The following is a 19,984-nucleotide window of genomic DNA, read 5'->3' as shown; positions in this document are numbered from 1 at the left end:
TTTTCTGGCGTTTTTACGCAGAACGCACCTCGATCGTGCAGCCTGTATTATCAACCATAACCAATCCTTCTTATCAGAATCGATCTGAAGTGTTATCGTGTTGAGAATCCAAAATGCGTTGAGGAACAGTGAGATGATCGTATTTGTTACGGGTGCCACTGCCGGATTCGGCGAAAGCATTACCCGACGCTTTATCCGTGAAGGACACAAGGTAATCGCCACCGGCCGTCGTCAGGAGCGTCTGCAAACGTTGAAACAGGAGCTGGGCGACAACCTTTATACGCTACAGCTTGACGTCCGCAACCGTGCGGCCATTGAAGAGGCGCTGGAGCAGCTTCCCGCCGAATGGCGCAATATCGACGTGCTGGTCAATAATGCCGGGCTGGCGTTAGGCATCGAACCCGCGCATAAAGCGAGCCTGGACGATTGGGAAGCGATGATCGACACCAATAATAAAGGGCTGGTCTATATGACCCGCGCCGTGCTGCCGGCGATGGTTGAGCGCAACGTGGGCCATATTATCAATCTGGGATCGATTGCCGGCAGCTGGCCTTACGCGGGCGGCAACGTTTATGGCGCGACTAAAGCCTTCGTGCGGCAGTTCAGCCTGAATCTGCGCACCGATCTGCACGGCACCGCCCTGCGCGTGACCGATATCGAGCCGGGACTGGTGGGCGGCACGGAGTTTTCGAACGTGCGCTTTAAAGGCGATGACGCTAAGGCCGATAGCGTCTACGACGGCACCGAGCCGCTGACTGCCGAAGACGTGACCGAAGCAGTCTGGTGGGTTGCCACGCTGCCGAAGCATGTCAATATCAACACGCTGGAAATGATGCCGGTCGCGCAAACCCTGGCCGGGCTGAAAGTCCATAAGGCGTAATGCGCTATCTGGCCCGGCGGCTACCTTCTGCCGGGCCTGTTCTGATTTGCTACCCTCTTCCCCAACCGGCCACGATAATCAGCATCCCGCCCAGGGCGATTGCCGCGCCCGCCCAGTCGTAATGACTTAGCTTTACGTCATCCACAAAACGCAGCCACAGCAGCGCCGTCGCCACATATACGCCGCCGTAGGCCGCATAGACGCGCCCGCTCGCCGCCGGATGCAGCGTCAGCAGCCAGACAAACAGCCCCAGGCTGGCCGCCGCGGGCAGCAACAGCCAGGCGGAGCCACCCTTGCGTAGCCACAGCCAGGGCAGAAAACAGCCGACGATCTCGGCCAGCGCGGTCAGAAAAAAAAGCAGGACGGTTTTCAGCAGCATGTTTCCTCACTACAGGCTAAACGGATGCGCAAGTCGGCTGGTTAGCCCGCGCGCGCAGATGATATACTATTCGCGGCGTTCGATGCAGCCGCGCGGCTGTAAAACAGGAATAAGGAATTGATGATGAAAAAGATGACTTTCTGGCAATCTACGCTGGTCAGGGCTGCGCTGCCGCTGGTTCTGTTTGGCGCGCTGGCCTCTTTTCAGCAGACCGCCGAAGCAAGAACGGACAGGCTGATCATTCAGGACGGCGACAGTTCGCTGACTAAAGAGCAAGCCCGCCAGGAGAAAGAGCAGTGGGATGAAACCCATCGTCTGCGCAGCAAAGTGAATCAGCGCGTGGAAAAGAATTTTGATAAGGCTGACCGCGCCATTGATACTCGCGACGCCTGTGAGCAGAGCCTGAACGTTAATGCCTACTGGGAGCCGAGCACATTGCGCTGCCTGGATCGCCGCAGCGGACGTCCCGTCGCGCCCTGATAGCGGATAGCTGCTATAGTTAGCGTAATTTTCAGGCAAAAGGAAAGGACGATGAAAGCGATAAAATGGCTGTTACCGGCGTTGATGGTCGCCGCTCCGCTGGCTGTACAGGCTTCCTGCGAGACGGTTAAAGCGGACATTAATCAGAAAATTATCAATAACGGCGTGCCTGCTTCCGGCTTTACGCTGGACGTGGTGCCCAGCGACCAGGCCGATCAGGCTGGCGGTCAGGTGGTAGGCCATTGTGAAAACGATTCGCAAAAAATAGTCTACAAGCGTGAACGCAACGGCGATAGCGACGCAGCCGTACCGGCCAGCGCCGGGACCTCTCAGGATGCCCCCTCTTCCTGATGGATAAGGGCCGCCTGCGCGGCCCTTTCTTTATTCCGGTTTCTTCGCCGGGATAAACCGCGCCACCGCCAGGCTGGCGAAGGCGATGACCAATGAAACGGCAAACACCCAGTGCAGCGAGCTGGCCACCTCGCCAATCACATGCTGCAAACTCCTTTGCGATAAAGCTTCTCTCTGCGCCTGCGCCATAATCTGCTGCACCGGATCGTCGTGCTGCGGCAGCCGCTGCGCCAGGTTATAGTTGAGCACCGCGCCCATGACCGCCGTGCCTGCCGCCGATCCCAGCAGGCGACTGAACATCACCGAGGCGGTACAAATGCCGCGTACTGAAAACTCCGCGCTGTTTTGCACGGCGATCAGGAACGTGGTGCTGGTCATGCCCATACCGGTGCCAATAACGAACGCGGCGACCCCCGCGTAGCTAATGCCGCTGTCCACGTGCAGCGTCAGCAGCAGCGCCGTACCGGCAATCAGCAGCAGCGAGCCAAGCTGGGCGGTGAAACGGTAAGAGGTGCGCAGCATCAGCCTGCCGCTGAGCGTACTGGCCAGCGGCCAGCCGATCGACATCATCGCCAGCGCGCTGCCTGCCTGGAGCGGCGTGCCGCCGTTAACGCCCTGGATCCACGTGGGCAAAAATGCGCTGATGCCCATCATTGCCGCGCCGATAATCAGGTTGCCGAGGTTGCCCGCCACGATTGTCCGGCTACGCCATATCACCAACGGGAACAGCGGCGCGGGCGCCCTTTTTTCATGCCGTACCAGCATAAAAGCCGACAGTATGGCGACGCCAGACAGCACAAATGCCCAGTTACCGAGCAGCTGTGCCTGCAGCAGCGCCGTCAGCAGCGCGCTGACCGTCAGCATCAGCCAGCCGCTGCCCGCCAGGTTAAGCCTCTGTCGCGTTTCACCTCGCGATTCCGGAAACCAGCGCGCCAGCATCAGCATCGAAACGATCCCTACCGGCACGTTAACCCAGAACACCAGCGACCAGCTGAAATGCGCCACTATCCAGGCGCCGGTCAGCGGCCCGACCACCGCCGCCACGCCCCAGACGCTGGAGAGCCAGCCCTGGATACCCGCCCGCTCTTTTGGCGAGTAGACGTCGGCGATAATAGTCGCGGTCAGCGGCATAATTGCGCCCGCCCCCAGCCCCTGAACGGCGCGAAACAGGATCAGCCAGCTCATGGCGGGCGCGAAACCGCACAGTACCGAGCCAAGAAGGAACAACGACGTGCCGATAAAGAAGACGCGTTTCCTTCCCCACAGATCGGCAAGCCTGCCGTAAAGGGGCACGCTGACCGCCTGAGTCAGCAGATAAACGGAAAAAACCCAGCCAAATTGTGAAAATCCGCCCAGCTCCGCCACGATGGTGGGCATGGCCGTGGCGACGATGGTCACCTCAATGGCCGCCATAAACATCGCCAGCATCGCGGCGATCAGTATCCAGTGGCGATGGCTCACCCCGGTGTGTGCTGTTTCAGTCATACCGCTCCTTAGTGTTGTCCGTTCTTATTCTGGCCTGGATTGGCGCCGGATGTTTCCTGTTTGTGCGCTGGCGCGATAAAAAAACCGCTACAGCAGGTGCTGCAGCGGCAGGCAGAAAAGAAAACGTAAGGGGAACGGCGGCAGTTGCTATGGCTGACGCAGCACGCTCAAATCCAGATAGCGGGCCAGCTCACGCTGTTCCGGTTTCGGCAGGTAAGGCAGCTCGCCCAGCAGCGGTGCCTGAATTTTTTGGCTCAGCACGTCGATAATTTCCGCATAATGCGCCAGACCGGGATTAATGCGGTTGGCGACCCAGCCCAACAGCGGCAGGCCGTCGTTGGCTATCGCCTGCGCCGTCAGCAGCGCATGACTGATGCAGCCCAGCTTGATGCCGACCACCATCACTACCGGCAGCCGCTCATCAACCGCCCAGGCGGAAAGCGGACGCAGATCGTTCATCAGGCTGTGCCAGCCGCCAGTGCCTTCCACGACTACGGAATCAACCTGGGCTGACAGCGCGTGCAGGCTCTCGCTCAGCTTCTGGTAGTTGATAACGGCATCGCGGCTGGTGCTGATCTCATCATCCAGCAGGGTCAGCGGATTAATGGCGGAATAAGGAAGCGTAACGGAAGAAGAAGCCTGTAGCACGAGCGCGTCCTTGTTGCGCGGCCCCTCATCGGTTTGCTGGCTGCTTTTGGCGACGGGCTTATAGCCAGCCACCCGCCGCCCCCCTTCGGACAGCGTCTGCAAGAGTGCGCGGCTGACCACTGTTTTACCCACTTCTGTATCGGTGCCAGTGACAAATAAACGCTTTAACATACTCTCTCTACGCTCCGATTCTGTCGATAATTTATAAACAATAATTAACAATTAAGACGCAACATCTTAGGGTAGCGAACAGGAGTGAGGCTTGCGTTAGCGCAATCTTTTGCGTAATAAAGGGCGTGGCGTCAGCCCTGGAGAAGTTTCACCAGCAGCGTGCCGTTATAGAGCGCATCCTTGACCAGCGCGGCCCCTGGCATGGTGCCCTGATTATAAAACTGGGTAGGTTCGATGGCGATATGCTGGCCGTAAACCGGCAGGGACTGACGGCGCACGCAATCGGCGATGGCGGGATAGAGGATTTCGCTGGCGCGATTAAGCGGCGATCCTATAACTATTTTTTCAGGGTTAAAGAGGTTAACCATAATTGCCAGGATACGACCCACGTGATGCCCGACGCCGGTGACAATCCCTTTCGCCAGCGGATCGCCCGCCAGCGCGGCATCGCAAAGCGACGCGGCGGTAAGCGGCTGCTGATGCAGCAGGCAGTCCGGCGCGGCCTGCATTTTTTGCGCGGCCAGCTCCAGCACGCTTTCCAGGCTTGCGACCGTCTCCAGGCAGCCATGATTGCCGCAGTAACACTGTTTTCCCCATGGCTCGACCTGCGTATGGCCTATCTCTACCAGCGTGCTGCTGCCGCTGTGCAGCAGGCGGCCACCGGTAATCACGCCCGCGCCGACGTTGTGATCGATAACGACCTGGATAACGTTATTAAGATCGCGCGAGGCGCCAAACAGCGCTTCCGCCATAGTCCAGGCGCAGATATCGTGCTGGATATAAACCGGCAGGCCGGTACGCGCCGACAGCGCCTCGCCCAGCGGCATATCGCTGACGCGGTAAAAAGGCATGCGATGCACGATGCCTTTTTGCGCATTGAGAATGCCCGGCAGCGTGATGGCAATAGCGGTTAGCCTTTCCAGTTTCTGCTGGTGGCGAATAAAGAAGGCGTCGATTTCATTAATAATGCGCGACAGCAGCGGCTGCGGATCGTCAACGGGCAGCGGTCGCACCTCTTCCACCACCAGCAGGCTGCTTAAATCCCGCAGCGCCAGCGTGAACTCGCCGTTGCCGATGCGGGCGGAAAGATAGTGCCAGGCCGGCGTATCCACCACCAGGCCGACAGCCGGGCGGCCGCGGCTGCCCGCTTCCTGAAACTCCGTTTCCTGCACCAGATGCGCTTCCAGCATCTCGCGCACGATTTTTGTGATGCTTGCCGGGGCCAGCTGTGCTTTTTTCGACAGGGCAATGCGCGATATCGGGCCGTAGCGGTCGATCAGGCGATACACCACGCCCGCATTGGTCTGTTTGATCTGATCGATATGGCCAGGCTGACTATCGGCTATCACTTTATTTTCGCGCCTCAAAATAAATCTCTACTCATGGTGAAACAGTTCCGCTGGCTCGTCAACGCTTTGATTTTTATTGTGATTAACAGCACAGAATAACGCTTAGCTACTTGATCATTACAAATCATCGTTCCTTAACATCAGGCTCAGCATATGCTGGGTAGCGGCGCTGATTTCGCCCTGCTTTTGCCATACCAGCCAGACTTCCGACAGCGCATCTTCTTCCTGCAGCGTCAGCCAGCTGAGCTGCTCCAGCCGCGCCCGACGAAACGACGCGGGCAGGATCGAAACGCCCAGCCCGGTGGCGACCAGCCCGAGGATGGTCATCGCCTCGCCCACTTCCTGGGCAATATTGGGCCGGACGGCATAGCGCTCCAGCAGCGTCAGGGTTTCGCTGTAGAGCGCCGTGCCTACCTGGGGATCGAAAAAAACAAAGGGTTCAGCCGCCAGCTCGCGCAGCGAGACAGAGCCGCGCCCGGCCAGACGATGCGCGCGATGAACCACGGCGCAAAGCGGTTCCCGCAGCAGCAGCCGGTGCTCCAGCGTGTCCGGCAGCGGCGTATTGCGCATCACGCCCAGATCCAGCCGTCCTTCATGCAGCGGAGCCAGCTGCTGGCGTGTATTAATCTCCTGCATCTGTAAATGCACGTCCGGGTAGCGCTGGCGAAAGCTGAACAGCGCGTCGGAAACCGCAGAAATAAACGGCGCGGAGGAGGTAAAGCCGATCCGCAGCGTGCCCTCTTCCCCGCGATGCAGCCTGGCGGCCTTATCGGCCGCTACGGCCACGTTTTGCAGGATTTGCCGGGCGCTGACCAGAAACTGGGCGCCAGCGGGCGTGAGCCGTACGCTACGGTTGGTGCGGGCCAGCAGCCTGGCGCCAATTTGCTGCTCCAGCTGCTGGATCTGCTGGCTGAGCGGCGGCTGGGAAAGGGCAAGACGCTGAGCGGCGCGACCAAAGTGCAGCTCCTCCGCGACGGCAATAAAATAGCGCAGATGACGAAGCTCAATATTCATATCTTAAAAATCTCAATCGAGAGGATTAATAGATTATACAACCTGCTCAATGTTACATAAAATTAACATCAACATTTCTACGTTTAAGGACAGGCAGTGAACGTTACGACCCGACTCGTTACCGCAGAAGAAAGCGTTACCCCACCCGCCGAAATCTACATTAAGCGCGGCACGCCGCAGTTTATGCGCGTGACGCTGGCACTGTTTTCTGCGGGTTTAGCCACCTTTGCGCTGCTGTATTGCGTACAGCCCATTTTGCCCATTCTGTCGCAGGCATTCGGCGTTTCGCCTGCCGCCAGCAGCCTTTCTTTGTCTATCTCTACCGGTCTGCTGGCGCTGGGCCTGCTGGTAACCGGCCCGCTTTCCGATGCGGTCGGCCGTAAAAACGTTATGGTGACGGCGCTGATGCTGGCCGCGCTGTTTACGCTGCTGTCGGCAGGCATGTCCAGCTGGCACGGCATTCTGCTGATGCGGGCGCTGACCGGCCTGGCGCTGAGCGGCGTGGCGGCGGTGGGAATGACTTATCTGAGCGAAGAGATCCACCCCAGCGCCATCGCCTTTTCGATGGGCCTGTATATTAGCGGCAACTCCATCGGCGGCATGAGCGGCCGTCTGTTAAGCGGCGTGATCGCCGATTTTACCAGCTGGCGAGTCGCGGTCGCGGTTATTGGCTGCTTTGCGCTGGCGGGGGCGCTGATGTTCTGGAAAATTCTGCCGCCCTCGCGCCATTTTCGCCCCGCCTCGCTAAGGCCGCGCAGCCTGCTGATCAATTTTCGGCTGCACTGGCGCGACAGCGGCCTGCCGCTGCTGTTTGCAGAAGGTTTTTTGCTGATGGGCGCGTTCGTCACGCTGTTTAACTATATTGGCTACCGGCTGCTGTCACCGCCATGGTCGCTGAGCCAGGCGGTAGTAGGATTGCTTTCCGTGGTCTATCTCACCGGCTCCTGGAGCTCGCCGAAAGCGGGCGCGATGACCGCTAAATACGGCCGGGCGGCGGTGCTGCTGGCGTCGGTGACCCTGATGCTGGCTGGCGTGCTGATCACGCTGGCGAATACGTTATGGCTGATTCTTCCGGGCATGATGCTGTTTACGGCCGGCTTTTTTGCGGCGCATTCCGTTGCCAGCGGCTGGATAGGCCCGCGCGCCAGACGTGCCAAAGGACAGGCCTCTTCGCTTTATCTTTTTAGCTACTATCTGGGATCGAGCCTGGCGGGTACGCTTGGCGGCGTGTTCTGGCATCATTTCGGCTGGCCGGGCATTGCCGGTTTTATTACGCTGCTGCTGCTGCTGGCGCTGATGACCGGTTTCCGCCTGCGCAGTAAAAAGCTGTAAAAAAAGCGGGCTGGCTGCCCGCTTTCAGAAGTAACGCCTTATTTATTCTGGCTGGCGTAGTGCTTGCGCAGCTTCTGCAGTTTTGGCGGGATCACGGCCAGGCAATAACGGTTTTCCTGCCCTTCGCCTTCCCAATAGTTCTGATGATAATCTTCCGCCGGATACCATTCGCTGGCACTTTCGATGGTCGTTACCACCGGCTCCGCCAGCTCCGCCTGCGCGCGCGCGATAGCCGCTTTGGCTTCCACCGCCTGCGTTTCATTCAGCGGGAAAATCGCCGAGCGGTATTGGGTACCGATATCGTTACCCTGACGGTTTAGCTGGGTTGGATCATGGGTAGCGAAGCTGATATCCAGCAGCTCGCCGTAGCTGATTTTTTCCGGATCGAAGCCCAGGCGGATAGCTTCCGCATGGCCGGTTTCGCCCGTGCAGACCTGCTTGTAAGTCGGGTTGGCAACGTGGCCGCCAATGTAGCCGCTCTCTACCGATTCCACGCCGTTAATCTGTTTAAACACGGCTTCGGTACACCAGAAGCAGCCACCCGCGATAATTGCATATTCAGTCATCATAATTCCTTATTTGCTTTTGCAAGCCTCGTTAATCATTGCAGCATAAGTTTTTAATTATTGCTACGCCCTTCCATGCGGTGCTGGTTATTAGAGTAAAAGCCAAAACCAATAACGCACAGAAACTATAAGGTCTGATGCGATGAATTTACCGCTTTGTTATTTTTAATTGAATGCTCAATCAATAAAAACTATCATGTGGAGCTTATTTTTTAACAATTGAAGGAAGGAGACAGAGCAAACAGCTAAATAATCGACAAAGATCAACCTCATAAACTACCTGCCCGAGCGGTTCCCCAGTGTAGTTAGCGGATATGCGGCGGATGTTTCCCAGTATGCGCTAAGGCACGCTTTGTGAAAACCGGGTTTATTCTTGAGCATTTTTTCGGAGAATCTATGCCGACGACTGAAATACCCAGGAAAGATCAGCAAGACCGCATTAATCCCGTGGTCTTTTATACCTCAGCAGCGTTAATTCTGCTGTTCTCGCTTGCCACTATCTTTTTTACCGATTTATCCGATCGCTGGATAAATAATACCCTGCAATGGGTCTCCAATACGTTCGGCTGGTATTACCTGCTGGCGGCCACCGTTTATATCGTCTTTGTGGTGCTGATTGCCGCTTCCCGTTTTGGTTCTATCAAGCTCGGCCCGGAGCAGTCCAAGCCGGAGTTCAGCCTGATGAGCTGGGCGGCGATGCTGTTTGCCGCCGGCATCGGCATCGATCTGATGTTTTTCTCCGTAGCGGAACCCGTCACGCAATATATGATGCCGCCGGAAGGCCAGGGGCAGACGCTGGAGGCAGCGCGACAGGCGATGGTCTGGACGCTGTTCCACTACGGTTTAACCGGCTGGGCGATGTACGCACTGATGGGCATCGCGCTGGGCTACTTCAGCTATCGTTATGGCCTGCCGCTGACTATCCGCTCTGCGCTCTACCCTATCTTCGGCAAGCGGATCAACGGCCCTATCGGCCATTCAGTGGATATCGCGGCGGTTATCGGGACTATTTTCGGTATCGCCACCACGCTGGGGATTGGCGTGGTGCAGCTGAACTACGGTCTGAAGGTGCTGTTTGACGTGCCGGAAGGGCTGACGGCCCAGGCAGCGCTGATTGCGCTGTCGGTAATTATGGCGACTATTTCGGTGACTTCCGGCGTGAATAAAGGGATCCGTCTGCTGTCGGAACTTAACGTGCTGCTGGCGCTGGGTCTGATCCTGTTCGTGCTGTGCATGGGTAACACCAGCTTCCTGCTTAATGCGCTGGTGCTGAACGTTGGCGACTATATCAACCGCTTTATGGGCATGACGCTGAACAGTTTTGCCTTCGACCGCCCTACCGAATGGATGAACAACTGGACGCTGTTCTTCTGGGCGTGGTGGGTTGCCTGGTCGCCGTTTGTCGGCCTGTTCCTGGCGCGAATTTCACGCGGCCGCACCATCCGCCAGTTTGTGGTGGGCACGCTGACCATTCCGTTTATCTTTACCCTGCTGTGGCTGTCGATTTTCGGCAACAGCGCGCTGTATGAAATTATTCACGGCAACACCGCGCTGGCGCAGGAAACGCTGGCTCACCCGGAACGCGGCTTCTACAGCCTGCTGGCGCAGTATCCTGCCTTTACCTTCAGCGCCTCTGTAGCCACTATCACCGGCCTGCTCTTTTACGTCACCTCGGCGGACTCCGGCTCGCTGGTGCTGGGCAACTTTACCTCGAAGCTGAGCGACATCAATAACGATGCGCCTAACTGGCTGCGTATTTTCTGGTCGCTGGCGATTGGCCTGTTGACGCTGGGTATGCTGATGGTTAACGGCGTGACCGCGCTACAGAAAACCACGGTGATTATGGGTCTGCCCTTCAGCTTTGTGATTTTCTTTGTGATGGCCGGTCTCTATAAGTCGCTGCGCGTGGAAGATCACCGCCGCGCCAGTACCATCGTCAGCACGCCGCCAGCGCCGGTTTCCCGCGAGGATCGCCTGAACTGGAAACAGCGTATCTCCCGCGTGATGAACTATCCCGGCAGCACGCATACGAAAAAGATGCTGGATAACGTTTGTCGACCAGCGATGGAAGAAGTCGCGCTGGAGCTGGAGCGACGCGGTGCTAAGGTGCAGGTCAGCGAGCTGCCGCCGCTGGAGGATGAACGCCTCAACCATCTGGAAATGGTGGTCAACCTGGGCGACGAGCAGAGCTTCCTGTATCAGATCTGGCCGCAGCGCTACTCCGTACCGGCGTTTACCTATCGCGCCCGCAGCGGCAAGTCGGACTATTTCCGTCTGGAAACCTTCCTGCTTGAGGGTACGCAGGGCAACGATCTGATGGACTATACCAAAGAGCAGATCATCAATGACATTCTCGATCAGTACGAGCGTCATCTGACCTTCCTGCATATTCATCGGGAAGCGCCGGGCAGCACCATGCCTTTCCCGGAAGCCTGATAAAAAAACAAGGGCCGGACTTTTAGTCCGGCTTTTTATTGCCTGTCAGCTGCCGCGCGCCTGCCCGCTTCGCTAACCATTTAGCTAAAAGCGGCCCGGTAAGCAGCACCACCATAAAACGCCCGGTTTGCATGGCCATAACAAAGGAAAGATCGACATGGCTGGACGCGGCAATAATGGCTACGGAGTCGGCGCCGCCGGGGCTGGTTGCCAGGTAAGCGGTTAAAGGATCGATACCGGCGAAACGTACCAGTAAAAAAGCCAGCCCGCAGCAAACGGCCACCAGGCTAAATATCGCCAGCAGCAAACGCGGCAGCGCCTTTGCCGCATAGATAAGGATAGCGCGATTGAAGCGCAGCCCAATGCTCCAGCCAATCAAAGCATAGGCCGTCATCAGTAAAACAGGCGGTAATTCCAGTTTTACCCAGTGGGTATTTTGCACCAGTAGTCCGCCAGCCAGCGAAATTAATAAAGCGCCCGCAGGCAGCCTTAACAGGCGGCTAATTCCCACGCAGGCCACAATTACTAATAAAGTGGCGCCGAACGCGGGCCATGCCACCGGCTGAATAATGGCAAACGCCGAAGCTGACGAGGCTGTTGGCGAAGGCGCCCAGATACGTGCGATGAAGGTAGCCAGCACCGCGACAATAACCACACGCAGATATTGCATAAAGGCGACCAGCCGCACGTCGGCATCATAATTTTCCGCCATCAGCGTCATTGCTGCAGCGGCACCGGGCGACGATCCCCATATTGCCGTTGAGCCTGGCAACACCTGCCAGCGGGTTAACAACCATCCCGACAGCGCGCTGGCGATAATAACGGAGAAAATAGCCGCGCCGAACAGCGGCCAGTTTGCGGCTATTTCTGTAAATATCGAGGGCGGCATGGCGCGGGCGATCATGCACCCCACCACGCCCTGCGCTAAATAAAAGAGCGGTCTGGCAATGATCACCGGCTTATCGCGAGCGGCAAAGACAATCGCCACCAGCATGGGGCCAAGCAGCAGCGCGGCGGGCAGCCGTAGCTGTTCAAGAAGGCTTACTACAAGCGCAGACAACAGAATGAGAACGGGCCAGCGTAAAAAAGAGGCGTGCATTAATTTATCCTGCTGAAACAGATACGTTTATCCTGGCACATCAAAACAAACCGTACCAGTATCGCTGGTTATTACCTGCCCGAGCTATAAAGCTTTAGTTCTCTGTTTTAAAGCCACAGAGGAGCTGCATGTAATAGCGGACTTAACGCCACCTTTAAAAACCTGACTAAAAGTATGTTGTAACTACAAAGATAAGCCGAACGGATGAATTTGACGATAATTAGTGAAACGGGCAAGGCGAAGCAGGGCAACTTTGTATCCTGATATTTTTATCTTTGCCGCTTTCATTATAAGCGGCGGCTTTACTGATTTTACCTGGCGGCAGAGTTTAAAGCCGTGCAGCATAACAGGCCGATAAACAATCCTGCTGGCAGCTTGCAAAAATTTCTTACGATGCCGTTACAGCAGATTAAATCAGCTCTCTTTACCCGTGCGCTTCGGCGCTGTAATTGTAAAGGTGTTTGATAAGCCTGACGTGCCTTTTTATTGTCACACTTCAGTATGGCGTTAAGAATTTTCCCATTCATAAAAAAATATAGCGTCATTCTGCCGGCGCTATTTTGCAAAAAATATGAAAAAGTCGCGTAATTAAGGATTTTTTTTGAGATTTAGTGTTTTTAACTGCGGCAATTCTATGTACACTGTCCTACGATACATACACTGATTATGTTTTTTAACTAACTTAACGCTACGGATTCCTTTATGAGCGAAACTCTGAAAGTACTAAATAACATTCGAACTCTTCGTGCACAGGCTCGTGAAGTTTCTTTATCTGAACTGGAAGAGATGCTGGAAAAACTCGAAGCAGTCGTTAACGAACGTCGTGATGCAGAAGCGGCTATCGCTTCTGAAATCAAAGAAAAAGAAGAGAAGCTGGCGAAATATCGTCAGATGCTTCTGGACGACGGTATCGATTTAAGCGAGCTGACCGCAGCTGAAACTAATTCAGGTAAATCTCGTGCCAAGCGCGCGCCACGTCCTGCTAAATATCAATATACCGATGAAAATGGCGAAACCAAATCATGGACCGGCCAGGGCCGTACGCCAGCGGTGATTAAGCAGGCGCTGGATCAGGGTAAAAAGCTGGAAGATTTCCTGATTTAAATCTTCAGCCACGCTGGTCATTCAGCGTGGCAGCTTTTATTCCCTTTCTGACCGGTTCCTTTATTCCCTCGCTTGCGTAGTTAATCTTTACTCTCTACCCTCTTATAAGTATGTTGTAACTAAGGACATATGATGAGTCGATACGACGCCGTTGAAAATCTGCACCGCTGCGCCACGGATTTGCAGGCCGCTTTAGGCGAGCTTACGCAGCGGCTTTCCGGGCAGCGCCTGCTGGCCGCCCGCGTGTTTGAACTGCCGCCTGTTCAAAAAGGTCAGGAACACGATCCCGTCACGGAAATCGCCGTCGTGCAGCATCTGGCGCAGCCCGCCTTCGCCATGGCCCTCGCCCACTACGGCCGCCTTTATATGCAGCACCAGTCGGAAACGGTCAGCACCAAGGCCGCTGTTCGCCTGCCCGGCGCCATTTGCCTTGAGGCTTCACCGGAACAGGCCGATGCTTTACGGCAGCAGGTAGAGACCGTTAATAAACTAAAAAAACGGCTGGAGGAAATTATTACGGTAGAGTCGGGCGTGCCCAGCGAAGAGCGTTTTGAATTTGTGCACAGCCATTTGCGGGGGCTAATAACGCTTAACGCTTATCGCTCTATCTCTTTACTCGACGCGCCCGATTCCGTGCGTTTCGGCTGGGCAAATAAACATATAATTAAAAACGTTAGCCGCGAAGAGATAGTAGAAAAACTGAAAAAAAGCCTGCGCTCCGGTCGCGCTATGGCGCCCTGGACGCGCGAACAGTGGGGGGAAAAATTACAGGATGAGATCGCCATGCTTAATTCGCTGCCCGCTACGGCAAAGCTGAAGATAAAAAGGCCGGTCAAGGTGCAGCCGATTGCCCGCGTATGGAATAAGGAACAGCAAAAACAAACGCAGCTCGCCTGCCCTTCTCCCTTGCTGGTGCTCTGCCCCGATGCCTTATCCGTCCCTAAGCTGGGCGAATTATTAAATTACGATGCCGGTAAGATCGTGCATCGATTTAAACCGGAAGCAAAAAAGCTCTTTTCGCTGATCCCTCGTTTACACCTTTACAGTGACCGCCTTGCATAAAAAAAGAGCGGAAACATTTCCGCTCTTATTCAGCTATTACGCTTTCATGCTGCCGACCATCTCTTCCGGCCTGACCCAAAGGTCAAACTCTTCTTCCGTTAGGTAGCCCAGCTTCAGCGCGGACGCTTTCAGCGTCAGGCCTTCTTTGTGCGCTTTTTTGGCAATTTCCGCCGCTTTGTCGTAACCGATATGGGTATTCAACGCCGTTACCAGCATCAGCGATTCATTCAGCAGTTGTGAAATACGATCGCGGTTCGGCTCAATGCCTACGGCGCAATGGTGATTAAAGCTGTCCATACCGTCCGCCAGCATCCGCACCGATTGCAGGAAATTATGAATAATCATTGGACGATAAACGTTAAGCTCAAAATTACCGGACGCGCCGCCCATATTGACCGCAACGTCGTTGCCCATCACCTGACAGCAAAGCATGGTCATCGCTTCACACTGCGTCGGATTCACTTTACCTGGCATGATAGAGCTGCCCGGTTCGTTTTCCGGGATGGCGATCTCGCCGATACCGCAGCGAGGGCCGGAAGAGAGCCAGCGCACGTCGTTAGCGATCTTCATTAACGAGGCCGCCAGTCCTTTCAGCGAACCGTGCGCGTGCACCAGCGCGTCGCAGGTTGCCAGCGCTTCAAATTTGTTTGGCGCGGTGACGAAAGGCTGCTTAGTCAGCTCCGCCAGCTCTTTGGCTACGCGTACCGCATATTCCGGGTGCGTGTTCAGCCCGGTACCAACCGCCGTGCCGCCCAGCGCCAGCTCCGCCACGTGCGGAATGCTCTGCTCAATATGCGTCAGATTGTGCTTCAGCATGGCCACCCAGCCGGAAATCTCCTGGCCCAGCGTCAGCGGCGTGGCGTCCTGAAGATGGGTACGGCCAATCTTCACGATGTCCTTATAGGCCTGTGCTTTTTCATCCAGCGTTTTTTGCAGCACTTTCAGCTGAGGGATCAGGTGCTCTTTCAGCGCGATAACGGCAGCAACGTGCATGGCGGTAGGAAAAACGTCGTTAGAGCTTTGGCTCTTGTTAACGTCGTCGTTAGGGTGCACCAGACGCGACATGCCGCGCTCGCCGCCCAGGATCTCGCTGGCGCGGTTGGCCAGGACTTCATTCATATTCATATTGGTCTGGGTACCGGAACCGGTCTGCCAGATAGCCAGCGGAAACTCGGTTGCGTGCTGGTTGGCCAGAACCTCGTCGGCAGCCTGCACTATCGCCTGCGAGCGTTCTGCGGGCAGCAGGCCCAGATCGCTGTTCACCTTCGCCGCTGCGCGTTTGGTTAACGCCAGCGCGTGCACCAGTTCAACAGGCATCTTTTCGCTGGAGATGCGAAAATGCTCCAGAGAACGCTGCGTTTGCGCGCCCCAAAGTTTATCTGCCGGCACTTCGATGGAACCCATTGAATCTTTTTCAATGCGGTTGGCGGCCATGTCTCTCTCCTTTACTGGTTATGATGAAACCCAACTTGCCCGTCCGGGCGTTTTGCGCGGGCCATAGTATGACATACAATAATTTAACATTTTGCGAGCCGGTCGTCCTTATCGCATTTCGCCGCCGCCGAAAATTTCTTTCATATAACACAGAGTTAATACTTTTTTTTCTTTCTGTCTGGCCCGCATTTATTCTGGCAACCTGCCGCATTCTTTTTACATTACGCACGGAAGCCAGATTGCGGCTGACGCCGCGAGCCACAGTTGCTATCATAATTAACCTGTTATACAGAAACGTTTTTCTTGCCGGATTGCGCCGGATGCGATTGTCGGCATCGGTGACTTAAAAAAGGACGATTTTACAGATGAAAAAAACAAAAGTAGCGGTGGGCGTGATTGTCGCTCTTGGCGTGATTTGGACCGGTACGGCGTGGTTTACCGGTAAACAGCTGGAAAAGAACAGGGATGAACTGGTGCAGGAGGCCAACGCTCGCCTGAATGTGCTGGCACCGAACAGCCGCCTGAAGGTAAGCTATCAGGACTGGCAGCGCGGCGTTTTCAGCAGTTCGCTGCGCCTGGTGGTCCAGTCTGACTCACAGACCGAAGATACTTCGCCGCTGAAGCCGGGCCAGAGCGTGGTGTTTGACGAAAAAATCGATCATGGCCCTTTCCCTTTCGCCCAGCTGAAAAAATTCAATCTGATCCCCAGCATGGCTTCGGTACATACCCAGCTCGAAAATACCGACGCGGTGAAAAAGCTGTTTGAGATGGCTAAAGGCAAGTCGGCGTTGCAGGCGGAAACCCGCGTAGGCTACGGCGGCGCGACCGCTTCCGTTATTAAGCTGCTGCCGCTGGACTATACCAATGCCCAGACCGGTGAGCGCTTTGCCTCTAACGGCGGCACCATCAACCTCAGCGCCGATAAAAAAGGCGATAAGGTCGATTACGACGGCAAGCTGGAAAGCCTGGTGCTGACCATGCGCAATCAGCTTAATATGCCGGTTATGTTTACCCTGAACGGCCTGACCCTGGACGGCAAAACGCACCTTAACGCCCAGGGCCTGCGCATTGGCGATCAGAAAAGCAGCCTGGATAAGCTCAGCTCGACCGTAAACGGCCAGCCCTCTTTCGAACTGCACGGCATTAAGCTGAACTCCGCTTACGATAGCGTGAACAATCAGGTTTCCGGCACCACCGACCTTGCGCTGGACGCGATGAAAATCCGCGATCGGGACTTCGGTCAGGTCAAACTGTCGCTCAAGCTTTCCCAGTTTGACGCCGACGGTCTTAAGGCCTTCAGCGATAACTATCAAAGCCAGGTGCAGGCGCTAATAAACGAACCGGGCGTGAGCGATAACTTTGCGCTTTATCAGCAGCGTATCGGCGAAATCCTCAACGCCAACCTGCCGCTGCTGCTGAAAGGTAACCCGGTCATCACTATTGCGCCGCTGAGCTGGAAAAACGACAAAGGCGAAAGCAACTTTAACCTTTCCGTGCACTTTAAAGATCGCGTTGCCGGTGCGCCGCAGCCGCAAACCCTGAGCCAGGCGCTGGATAACGTGCTGAAAACGCTGGACGGCAAGCTGACTATCTCTATGGATATGGCCACGGAGATGATGACGCAGGTTGCTATGGCGGAAGGCTATAAGCAGGAAGAAGCCGCTAAGCTGGCCGATCAGCAGGTGAAAGGCGTGGCCGCAATGGGCCAGATGTTCCGTCTGACCAAACAGCAGGACAACAATATCGTCACCAGCCTGCAGTATGCGAGCGGCCAGGTTACGATGAACGGCGAGAAAATGACGCTCGACCAGTTCTTTGCCCGCTATATGCTGGGCGGCGAACCGGCGGCAATGCCGCAGCAGTAACCCCATCGTTAAGCTACCAACCGTACCGTGCGCAAGGCCGGTACGGTTTTTTATTGCGCCAGCGGGCAATTAATCGGCAGTTGGCCCGACAATCGCGCAATTCGCTGGTACAGCAGCGCGGAATGTTTTTATACTGTTATGCACTTTTATCACTACAGAGTGCACCGCCATGATTGATTCCCGTATTCCCCTTACCGATATCCATCGCCATCTTGACGGCAATATCCGTGCACAAACCATTCTTGATTTAGGCCGTGAATTTAACCTTACGCTGCCCGCCACCACGCTGGAAACGCTGCGCCCGCACGTGCAGGTAATGAAAAACGAGCCGGATCTGGTCAGCTTTCTGCAAAAGCTGGACTGGGGCGTCAAGGTGCTTGGCTCGCTGGAAGCCTGCCGCCGTATCGCGATGGAGAACGTTGAAGACGCCGCCCGCGCCGGTATCCACTATGCGGAACTGCGTTTTTCTCCCGGCTATATGGCGATGACCCACAACCTGCCGATCGCGGGCGTGGTGGAAGCCGTTATCGATGGCGTACGCGCGGGCTGCGAAAAGCACAACATTACCGTACGCCTGATCGGTATTATGAGCCGCACCTTTGGCGAAGAAGCCTGTCTGCTGGAGCTGGAGGCGCTGCTGGCGCACCGTGACGGCATCACCGCGCTGGATCTGGCTGGCGACGAGCTGGGCTTCCCCGGCAGCCAGTTTTTAAGCCACTTTACCCGCGCGCGCGACGCTGGCCTGCGTATTACCGTTCATGCCGGTGAAGCGGCAGGGCCGGAAAGCATCTGGCAGGCGATCCACGAGCTGGGCGCCGAGCGTATTGGTCACGGCGTGAAAGCGGTAGAAGATGCAAAACTGATGGATTACCTGGCGGAAAAAGGGATCGGCATTGAGTCCTGTCTGACCTCCAATATCCAGACCAGCACCGTCTCTTCGCTGCTGCACCATCCGCTGGCGACGTTCCTGGATCACGGCATTCTGGCGACCATCAATACTGACGATCCTGCCGTGCAGGGTATTGAGATTGGGCACGAATACAAAATCGCCGCGCCGCAGGCAGGCCTGAGCCAGCAGCAGATCCGTACCGCCCAGGAAAACGGCCTGAAAATCGCTTTCTTAAGCGAAGCGGAAAAAGAGGCGATCCGCGCCAGCGTAGCGGCCTGATCGCTAAAACTGCCCGGCAGCGCGCCGGGGCAGTTTTCGCTAAGCCTGCTGCAGTGCCATAAGACTACTTCAGCGACAGGGTCTGACGCTTCTCGGCGGATTGCAGGCCCAGTTCGATCAGCTCCATCACCTGAATCGCTTCCTGCGCCGTCACCGGATTCGCGCCGTCGCCGTTGATGGCGTCGCGAATGCCGGCGTAATAGGCCGGATAGTTGCCCGGCGTGGTCAGCAGCGTCTCTTCCGCCATCATTTCGCCGTTAGCCAGCGTGACCACGCCGTCGCGCATATCGTAGCCCCACTCTTCCTGCGGCGGACGCGCGCCCGCTCTCAGGCTGTCTTCCTGCGGATCCAGACCATATTTTACATAGCTGCCGCGCGTGCCGTGTACCTGATAGCGTGGCGATTCCGCCGCCGCCAGCATGCTGGCATGCAGCACCACCCGGCGCTTTGGATAGGTCAGTACGGCGTGGAAATAGTCGGTAGTCTGCGCGCCCGTGCGTAGCTCCGCCAGATCCACATTAATCGCCACCGGCGAACCGAACAGCTGGAGCGACTGGTCGATCAGGTGCGGCCCTAAATCGTACCAGATGCCGCTGCCCGCGCCCTTCTGCTCGCGCCAGCGGTTACGCACTTCCGGCCGGAAACGGTCAAAATGGGATTCAAAGTAGCGCACTTCGCCCAGCGTGCCTTCTGCCAGCAGCGTTTTCAGGGTCAGAAAATCGCTGTCCCAGCGGCGGTTATGAAAGACCGACAGCAGCAGGCCTTTGGCGGCCGCCAGCGCTTCCAGCTCGCGCGCCTGTGACAGTGTCACGGTAAAGGGCTTGTCCACCACCACGTGCTTGCCTGCGTTAAGCGCGGCTTTGGCCAGCGGGAAATGGGTGTCGTTAGGGGTGGGAATAACAATCAGCTTAATGGATGGGTCATCGAACAGCGCCTGCGGTTCGGCCACGACCGTGGCGGTGGGCCAGTCGACGTGTACTTTAGCAGCGTCGCTGCTGGATACGGCGGCCAGTTCCATGCCGGAAGTGCCGCTGATTAGGGGCGCGTGAAACGTCTTGCTGGCAAAGCCGTAGCCCACCAGGCCAACGCGAATAGTGTCGTTCATGTCAATTCCTCTTGTCGCTTACCCGAATGATTTAAGACTATCGTTCGGGCAAGGAC

Annotated in this window: 18 protein-coding genes; 9 read left to right on the top strand and 9 right to left on the bottom strand. The window is 56.3% G+C overall.

Annotated elements, in window-relative coordinates:
- Window positions 1–133: 133 nt before the first annotated feature.
- Entirely contained in the window at window positions 134–880 is a 747-nt protein-coding gene (ydfG, locus tag ACA373_RS03215; RefSeq protein WP_369894793.1) for a bifunctional NADP-dependent 3-hydroxy acid dehydrogenase/3-hydroxypropionate dehydrogenase YdfG, read from the top strand.
- A gap of 49 nt (window positions 881–929) precedes the next feature.
- On the opposite strand, the gene ACA373_RS03210 is transcribed toward ydfG, so the two are convergent.
- On the bottom strand, window positions 930–1,256 hold the full coding sequence (locus ACA373_RS03210) for a YnfA family protein (protein ID WP_370734443.1): 327 nt from the start codon (window positions 1,254–1,256) through the stop codon (window positions 930–932).
- Between the two features lie 135 nt (window positions 1,257–1,391).
- On the opposite strand from ACA373_RS03210, the gene ACA373_RS03205 reads away from it, so the two are divergent.
- Both ACA373_RS03205 and ACA373_RS03200 read left to right on the top strand, forming a co-directional pair.
- Window positions 1,392–1,739, top strand: a complete 348-nt coding sequence (locus ACA373_RS03205) for a DUF1283 family protein (protein WP_253460987.1) — start codon at window positions 1,392–1,394, stop codon at window positions 1,737–1,739.
- A 51-nt stretch (window positions 1,740–1,790) separates the two neighbouring features.
- Window positions 1,791–2,090: a DUF1161 domain-containing protein gene (locus ACA373_RS03200; protein ID WP_253454338.1), complete on the top strand. Its 300-nt coding sequence runs from the start codon at window positions 1,791–1,793 to the stop codon at window positions 2,088–2,090.
- A 30-nt stretch (window positions 2,091–2,120) separates the two neighbouring features.
- On the opposite strand, the gene ACA373_RS03195 is transcribed toward ACA373_RS03200, so the two are convergent.
- The 4 genes from ACA373_RS03195 to ACA373_RS03180 form a co-directional block, all read right to left on the bottom strand.
- Window positions 2,121–3,575 carry an MDR family MFS transporter gene (locus ACA373_RS03195; RefSeq protein ID WP_370733998.1) on the bottom strand — a complete coding sequence of 485 codons (1,455 nt, stop codon included), beginning with the start codon at window positions 3,573–3,575 and terminating at the stop codon, window positions 2,121–2,123.
- Between the two features lie 147 nt (window positions 3,576–3,722).
- Window positions 3,723–4,394, bottom strand: a complete 672-nt coding sequence (gene bioD / locus ACA373_RS03190; protein WP_253454340.1) for a dethiobiotin synthase — start codon at window positions 4,392–4,394, stop codon at window positions 3,723–3,725.
- A 131-nt stretch (window positions 4,395–4,525) separates the two neighbouring features.
- Entirely contained in the window at window positions 4,526–5,743 is a 1,218-nt protein-coding gene (locus tag ACA373_RS03185) for an ROK family protein (RefSeq protein WP_125290144.1), read from the bottom strand.
- 117 nt (window positions 5,744–5,860) lie between these two features.
- Window positions 5,861–6,757: a LysR family transcriptional regulator gene (locus ACA373_RS03180; protein ID WP_253454341.1), complete on the bottom strand. Its 897-nt coding sequence runs from the start codon at window positions 6,755–6,757 to the stop codon at window positions 5,861–5,863.
- Window positions 6,758–6,853: 96 nt separating this feature from the next.
- Between ACA373_RS03180 and ACA373_RS03175 the strand changes: the two genes are divergently transcribed.
- The gene (locus ACA373_RS03175) at window positions 6,854–8,089 is read left to right on the top strand and encodes an MFS transporter (protein WP_370733997.1); all 1,236 of its coding nucleotides are present in this window, start codon (window positions 6,854–6,856) and stop codon (window positions 8,087–8,089) included.
- Window positions 8,090–8,127: 38 nt separating this feature from the next.
- Here the strand turns inward: ACA373_RS03175 and msrA are convergent, their stop codons facing one another.
- Window positions 8,128–8,658, bottom strand: coding sequence for a peptide-methionine (S)-S-oxide reductase MsrA (gene msrA / locus ACA373_RS03170; RefSeq protein WP_253454343.1), 531 nt, complete (start codon window positions 8,656–8,658; stop codon window positions 8,128–8,130).
- 393 nt (window positions 8,659–9,051) lie between these two features.
- Between msrA and ACA373_RS03165 the strand changes: the two genes are divergently transcribed.
- On the top strand, window positions 9,052–11,091 hold the full coding sequence (locus ACA373_RS03165) for a choline transporter (RefSeq protein WP_253454344.1): 2,040 nt from the start codon (window positions 9,052–9,054) through the stop codon (window positions 11,089–11,091).
- A 22-nt stretch (window positions 11,092–11,113) separates the two neighbouring features.
- Here the strand turns inward: ACA373_RS03165 and ACA373_RS03160 are convergent, their stop codons facing one another.
- Window positions 11,114–12,190: an AbrB family transcriptional regulator gene (locus ACA373_RS03160; protein ID WP_253454345.1), complete on the bottom strand. Its 1,077-nt coding sequence runs from the start codon at window positions 12,188–12,190 to the stop codon at window positions 11,114–11,116.
- A 702-nt stretch (window positions 12,191–12,892) separates the two neighbouring features.
- Here ACA373_RS03160 and ACA373_RS03155 point away from each other — a divergent pair.
- The gene (locus ACA373_RS03155; RefSeq protein ID WP_125290095.1) at window positions 12,893–13,294 is read left to right on the top strand and encodes an H-NS family nucleoid-associated regulatory protein; all 402 of its coding nucleotides are present in this window, start codon (window positions 12,893–12,895) and stop codon (window positions 13,292–13,294) included.
- Between the two features lie 132 nt (window positions 13,295–13,426).
- Entirely contained in the window at window positions 13,427–14,356 is a 930-nt protein-coding gene (gene tus / locus ACA373_RS03150; RefSeq protein ID WP_253454346.1) for a DNA replication terminus site-binding protein, read from the top strand.
- 36 nt (window positions 14,357–14,392) lie between these two features.
- On the opposite strand, the gene fumC is transcribed toward tus, so the two are convergent.
- On the bottom strand, window positions 14,393–15,790 hold the full coding sequence (gene fumC, locus ACA373_RS03145; protein ID WP_253454347.1) for a class II fumarate hydratase: 1,398 nt from the start codon (window positions 15,788–15,790) through the stop codon (window positions 14,393–14,395).
- Window positions 15,791–16,155: 365 nt separating this feature from the next.
- Here fumC and ACA373_RS03140 point away from each other — a divergent pair, with 365 nt between their 5' ends.
- Both ACA373_RS03140 and add read left to right on the top strand, forming a co-directional pair.
- Entirely contained in the window at window positions 16,156–17,655 is a 1,500-nt protein-coding gene (locus ACA373_RS03140) for a YdgA family protein (protein ID WP_370733996.1), read from the top strand.
- Window positions 17,656–17,824: 169 nt separating this feature from the next.
- Window positions 17,825–18,823: an adenosine deaminase gene (gene add / locus ACA373_RS03135; protein WP_253454349.1), complete on the top strand. Its 999-nt coding sequence runs from the start codon at window positions 17,825–17,827 to the stop codon at window positions 18,821–18,823.
- 64 nt (window positions 18,824–18,887) lie between these two features.
- Here the strand turns inward: add and ACA373_RS03130 are convergent, their stop codons facing one another.
- A complete protein-coding gene (locus ACA373_RS03130; protein ID WP_370733995.1) occupies window positions 18,888–19,928 on the bottom strand; it encodes an oxidoreductase in 1,041 nt (346 codons plus the stop codon).
- Window positions 19,929–19,984 lie beyond the last annotated feature (56 nt).

It is taken from the genome of Erwinia sp. STN24 (assembly GCF_041320675.1).
Classification (GTDB): Bacteria; Pseudomonadota; Gammaproteobacteria; order Enterobacterales; family Enterobacteriaceae; genus Erwinia; species Erwinia aeris.
This window is presented reverse-complemented; position numbering and strand designations above follow the sequence as displayed.

Excerpts from the sequence above, each read along its gene's own strand:
- ydfG (WP_369894793.1), top strand. The coding sequence starts at position 134 with ATGATCGTATTTGTTACGGGTGCCACTGCCGGATTCGGCGAAAGCATT.
- ACA373_RS03205 (WP_253460987.1), top strand. The coding sequence starts at position 1,392 with ATGACTTTCTGGCAATCTACGCTGGTCAGGGCTGCGCTGCCGCTGGTT.
- ACA373_RS03195 (WP_370733998.1), bottom strand. The coding sequence starts at position 3,575 with ATGACTGAAACAGCACACACCGGGGTGAGCCATCGCCACTGGATACTG.
- tus (WP_253454346.1), top strand. The coding sequence starts at position 13,427 with ATGAGTCGATACGACGCCGTTGAAAATCTGCACCGCTGCGCCACGGAT.
- ACA373_RS03155 (WP_125290095.1), top strand. The coding sequence starts at position 12,893 with ATGAGCGAAACTCTGAAAGTACTAAATAACATTCGAACTCTTCGTGCA.
- fumC (WP_253454347.1), bottom strand. The coding sequence starts at position 15,790 with ATGGCCGCCAACCGCATTGAAAAAGATTCAATGGGTTCCATCGAAGTG.
- bioD (WP_253454340.1), bottom strand. The coding sequence starts at position 4,394 with ATGTTAAAGCGTTTATTTGTCACTGGCACCGATACAGAAGTGGGTAAA.
- ACA373_RS03180 (WP_253454341.1), bottom strand. The coding sequence starts at position 6,757 with ATGAATATTGAGCTTCGTCATCTGCGCTATTTTATTGCCGTCGCGGAG.
- ACA373_RS03200 (WP_253454338.1), top strand. The coding sequence starts at position 1,791 with ATGAAAGCGATAAAATGGCTGTTACCGGCGTTGATGGTCGCCGCTCCG.
- msrA (WP_253454343.1), bottom strand. The coding sequence starts at position 8,658 with ATGATGACTGAATATGCAATTATCGCGGGTGGCTGCTTCTGGTGTACC.
- ACA373_RS03130 (WP_370733995.1), bottom strand. The coding sequence starts at position 19,928 with ATGAACGACACTATTCGCGTTGGCCTGGTGGGCTACGGCTTTGCCAGC.
- ACA373_RS03160 (WP_253454345.1), bottom strand. The coding sequence starts at position 12,190 with ATGCACGCCTCTTTTTTACGCTGGCCCGTTCTCATTCTGTTGTCTGCG.
- ACA373_RS03165 (WP_253454344.1), top strand. The coding sequence starts at position 9,052 with ATGCCGACGACTGAAATACCCAGGAAAGATCAGCAAGACCGCATTAAT.
- add (WP_253454349.1), top strand. The coding sequence starts at position 17,825 with ATGATTGATTCCCGTATTCCCCTTACCGATATCCATCGCCATCTTGAC.
- ACA373_RS03140 (WP_370733996.1), top strand. The coding sequence starts at position 16,156 with ATGAAAAAAACAAAAGTAGCGGTGGGCGTGATTGTCGCTCTTGGCGTG.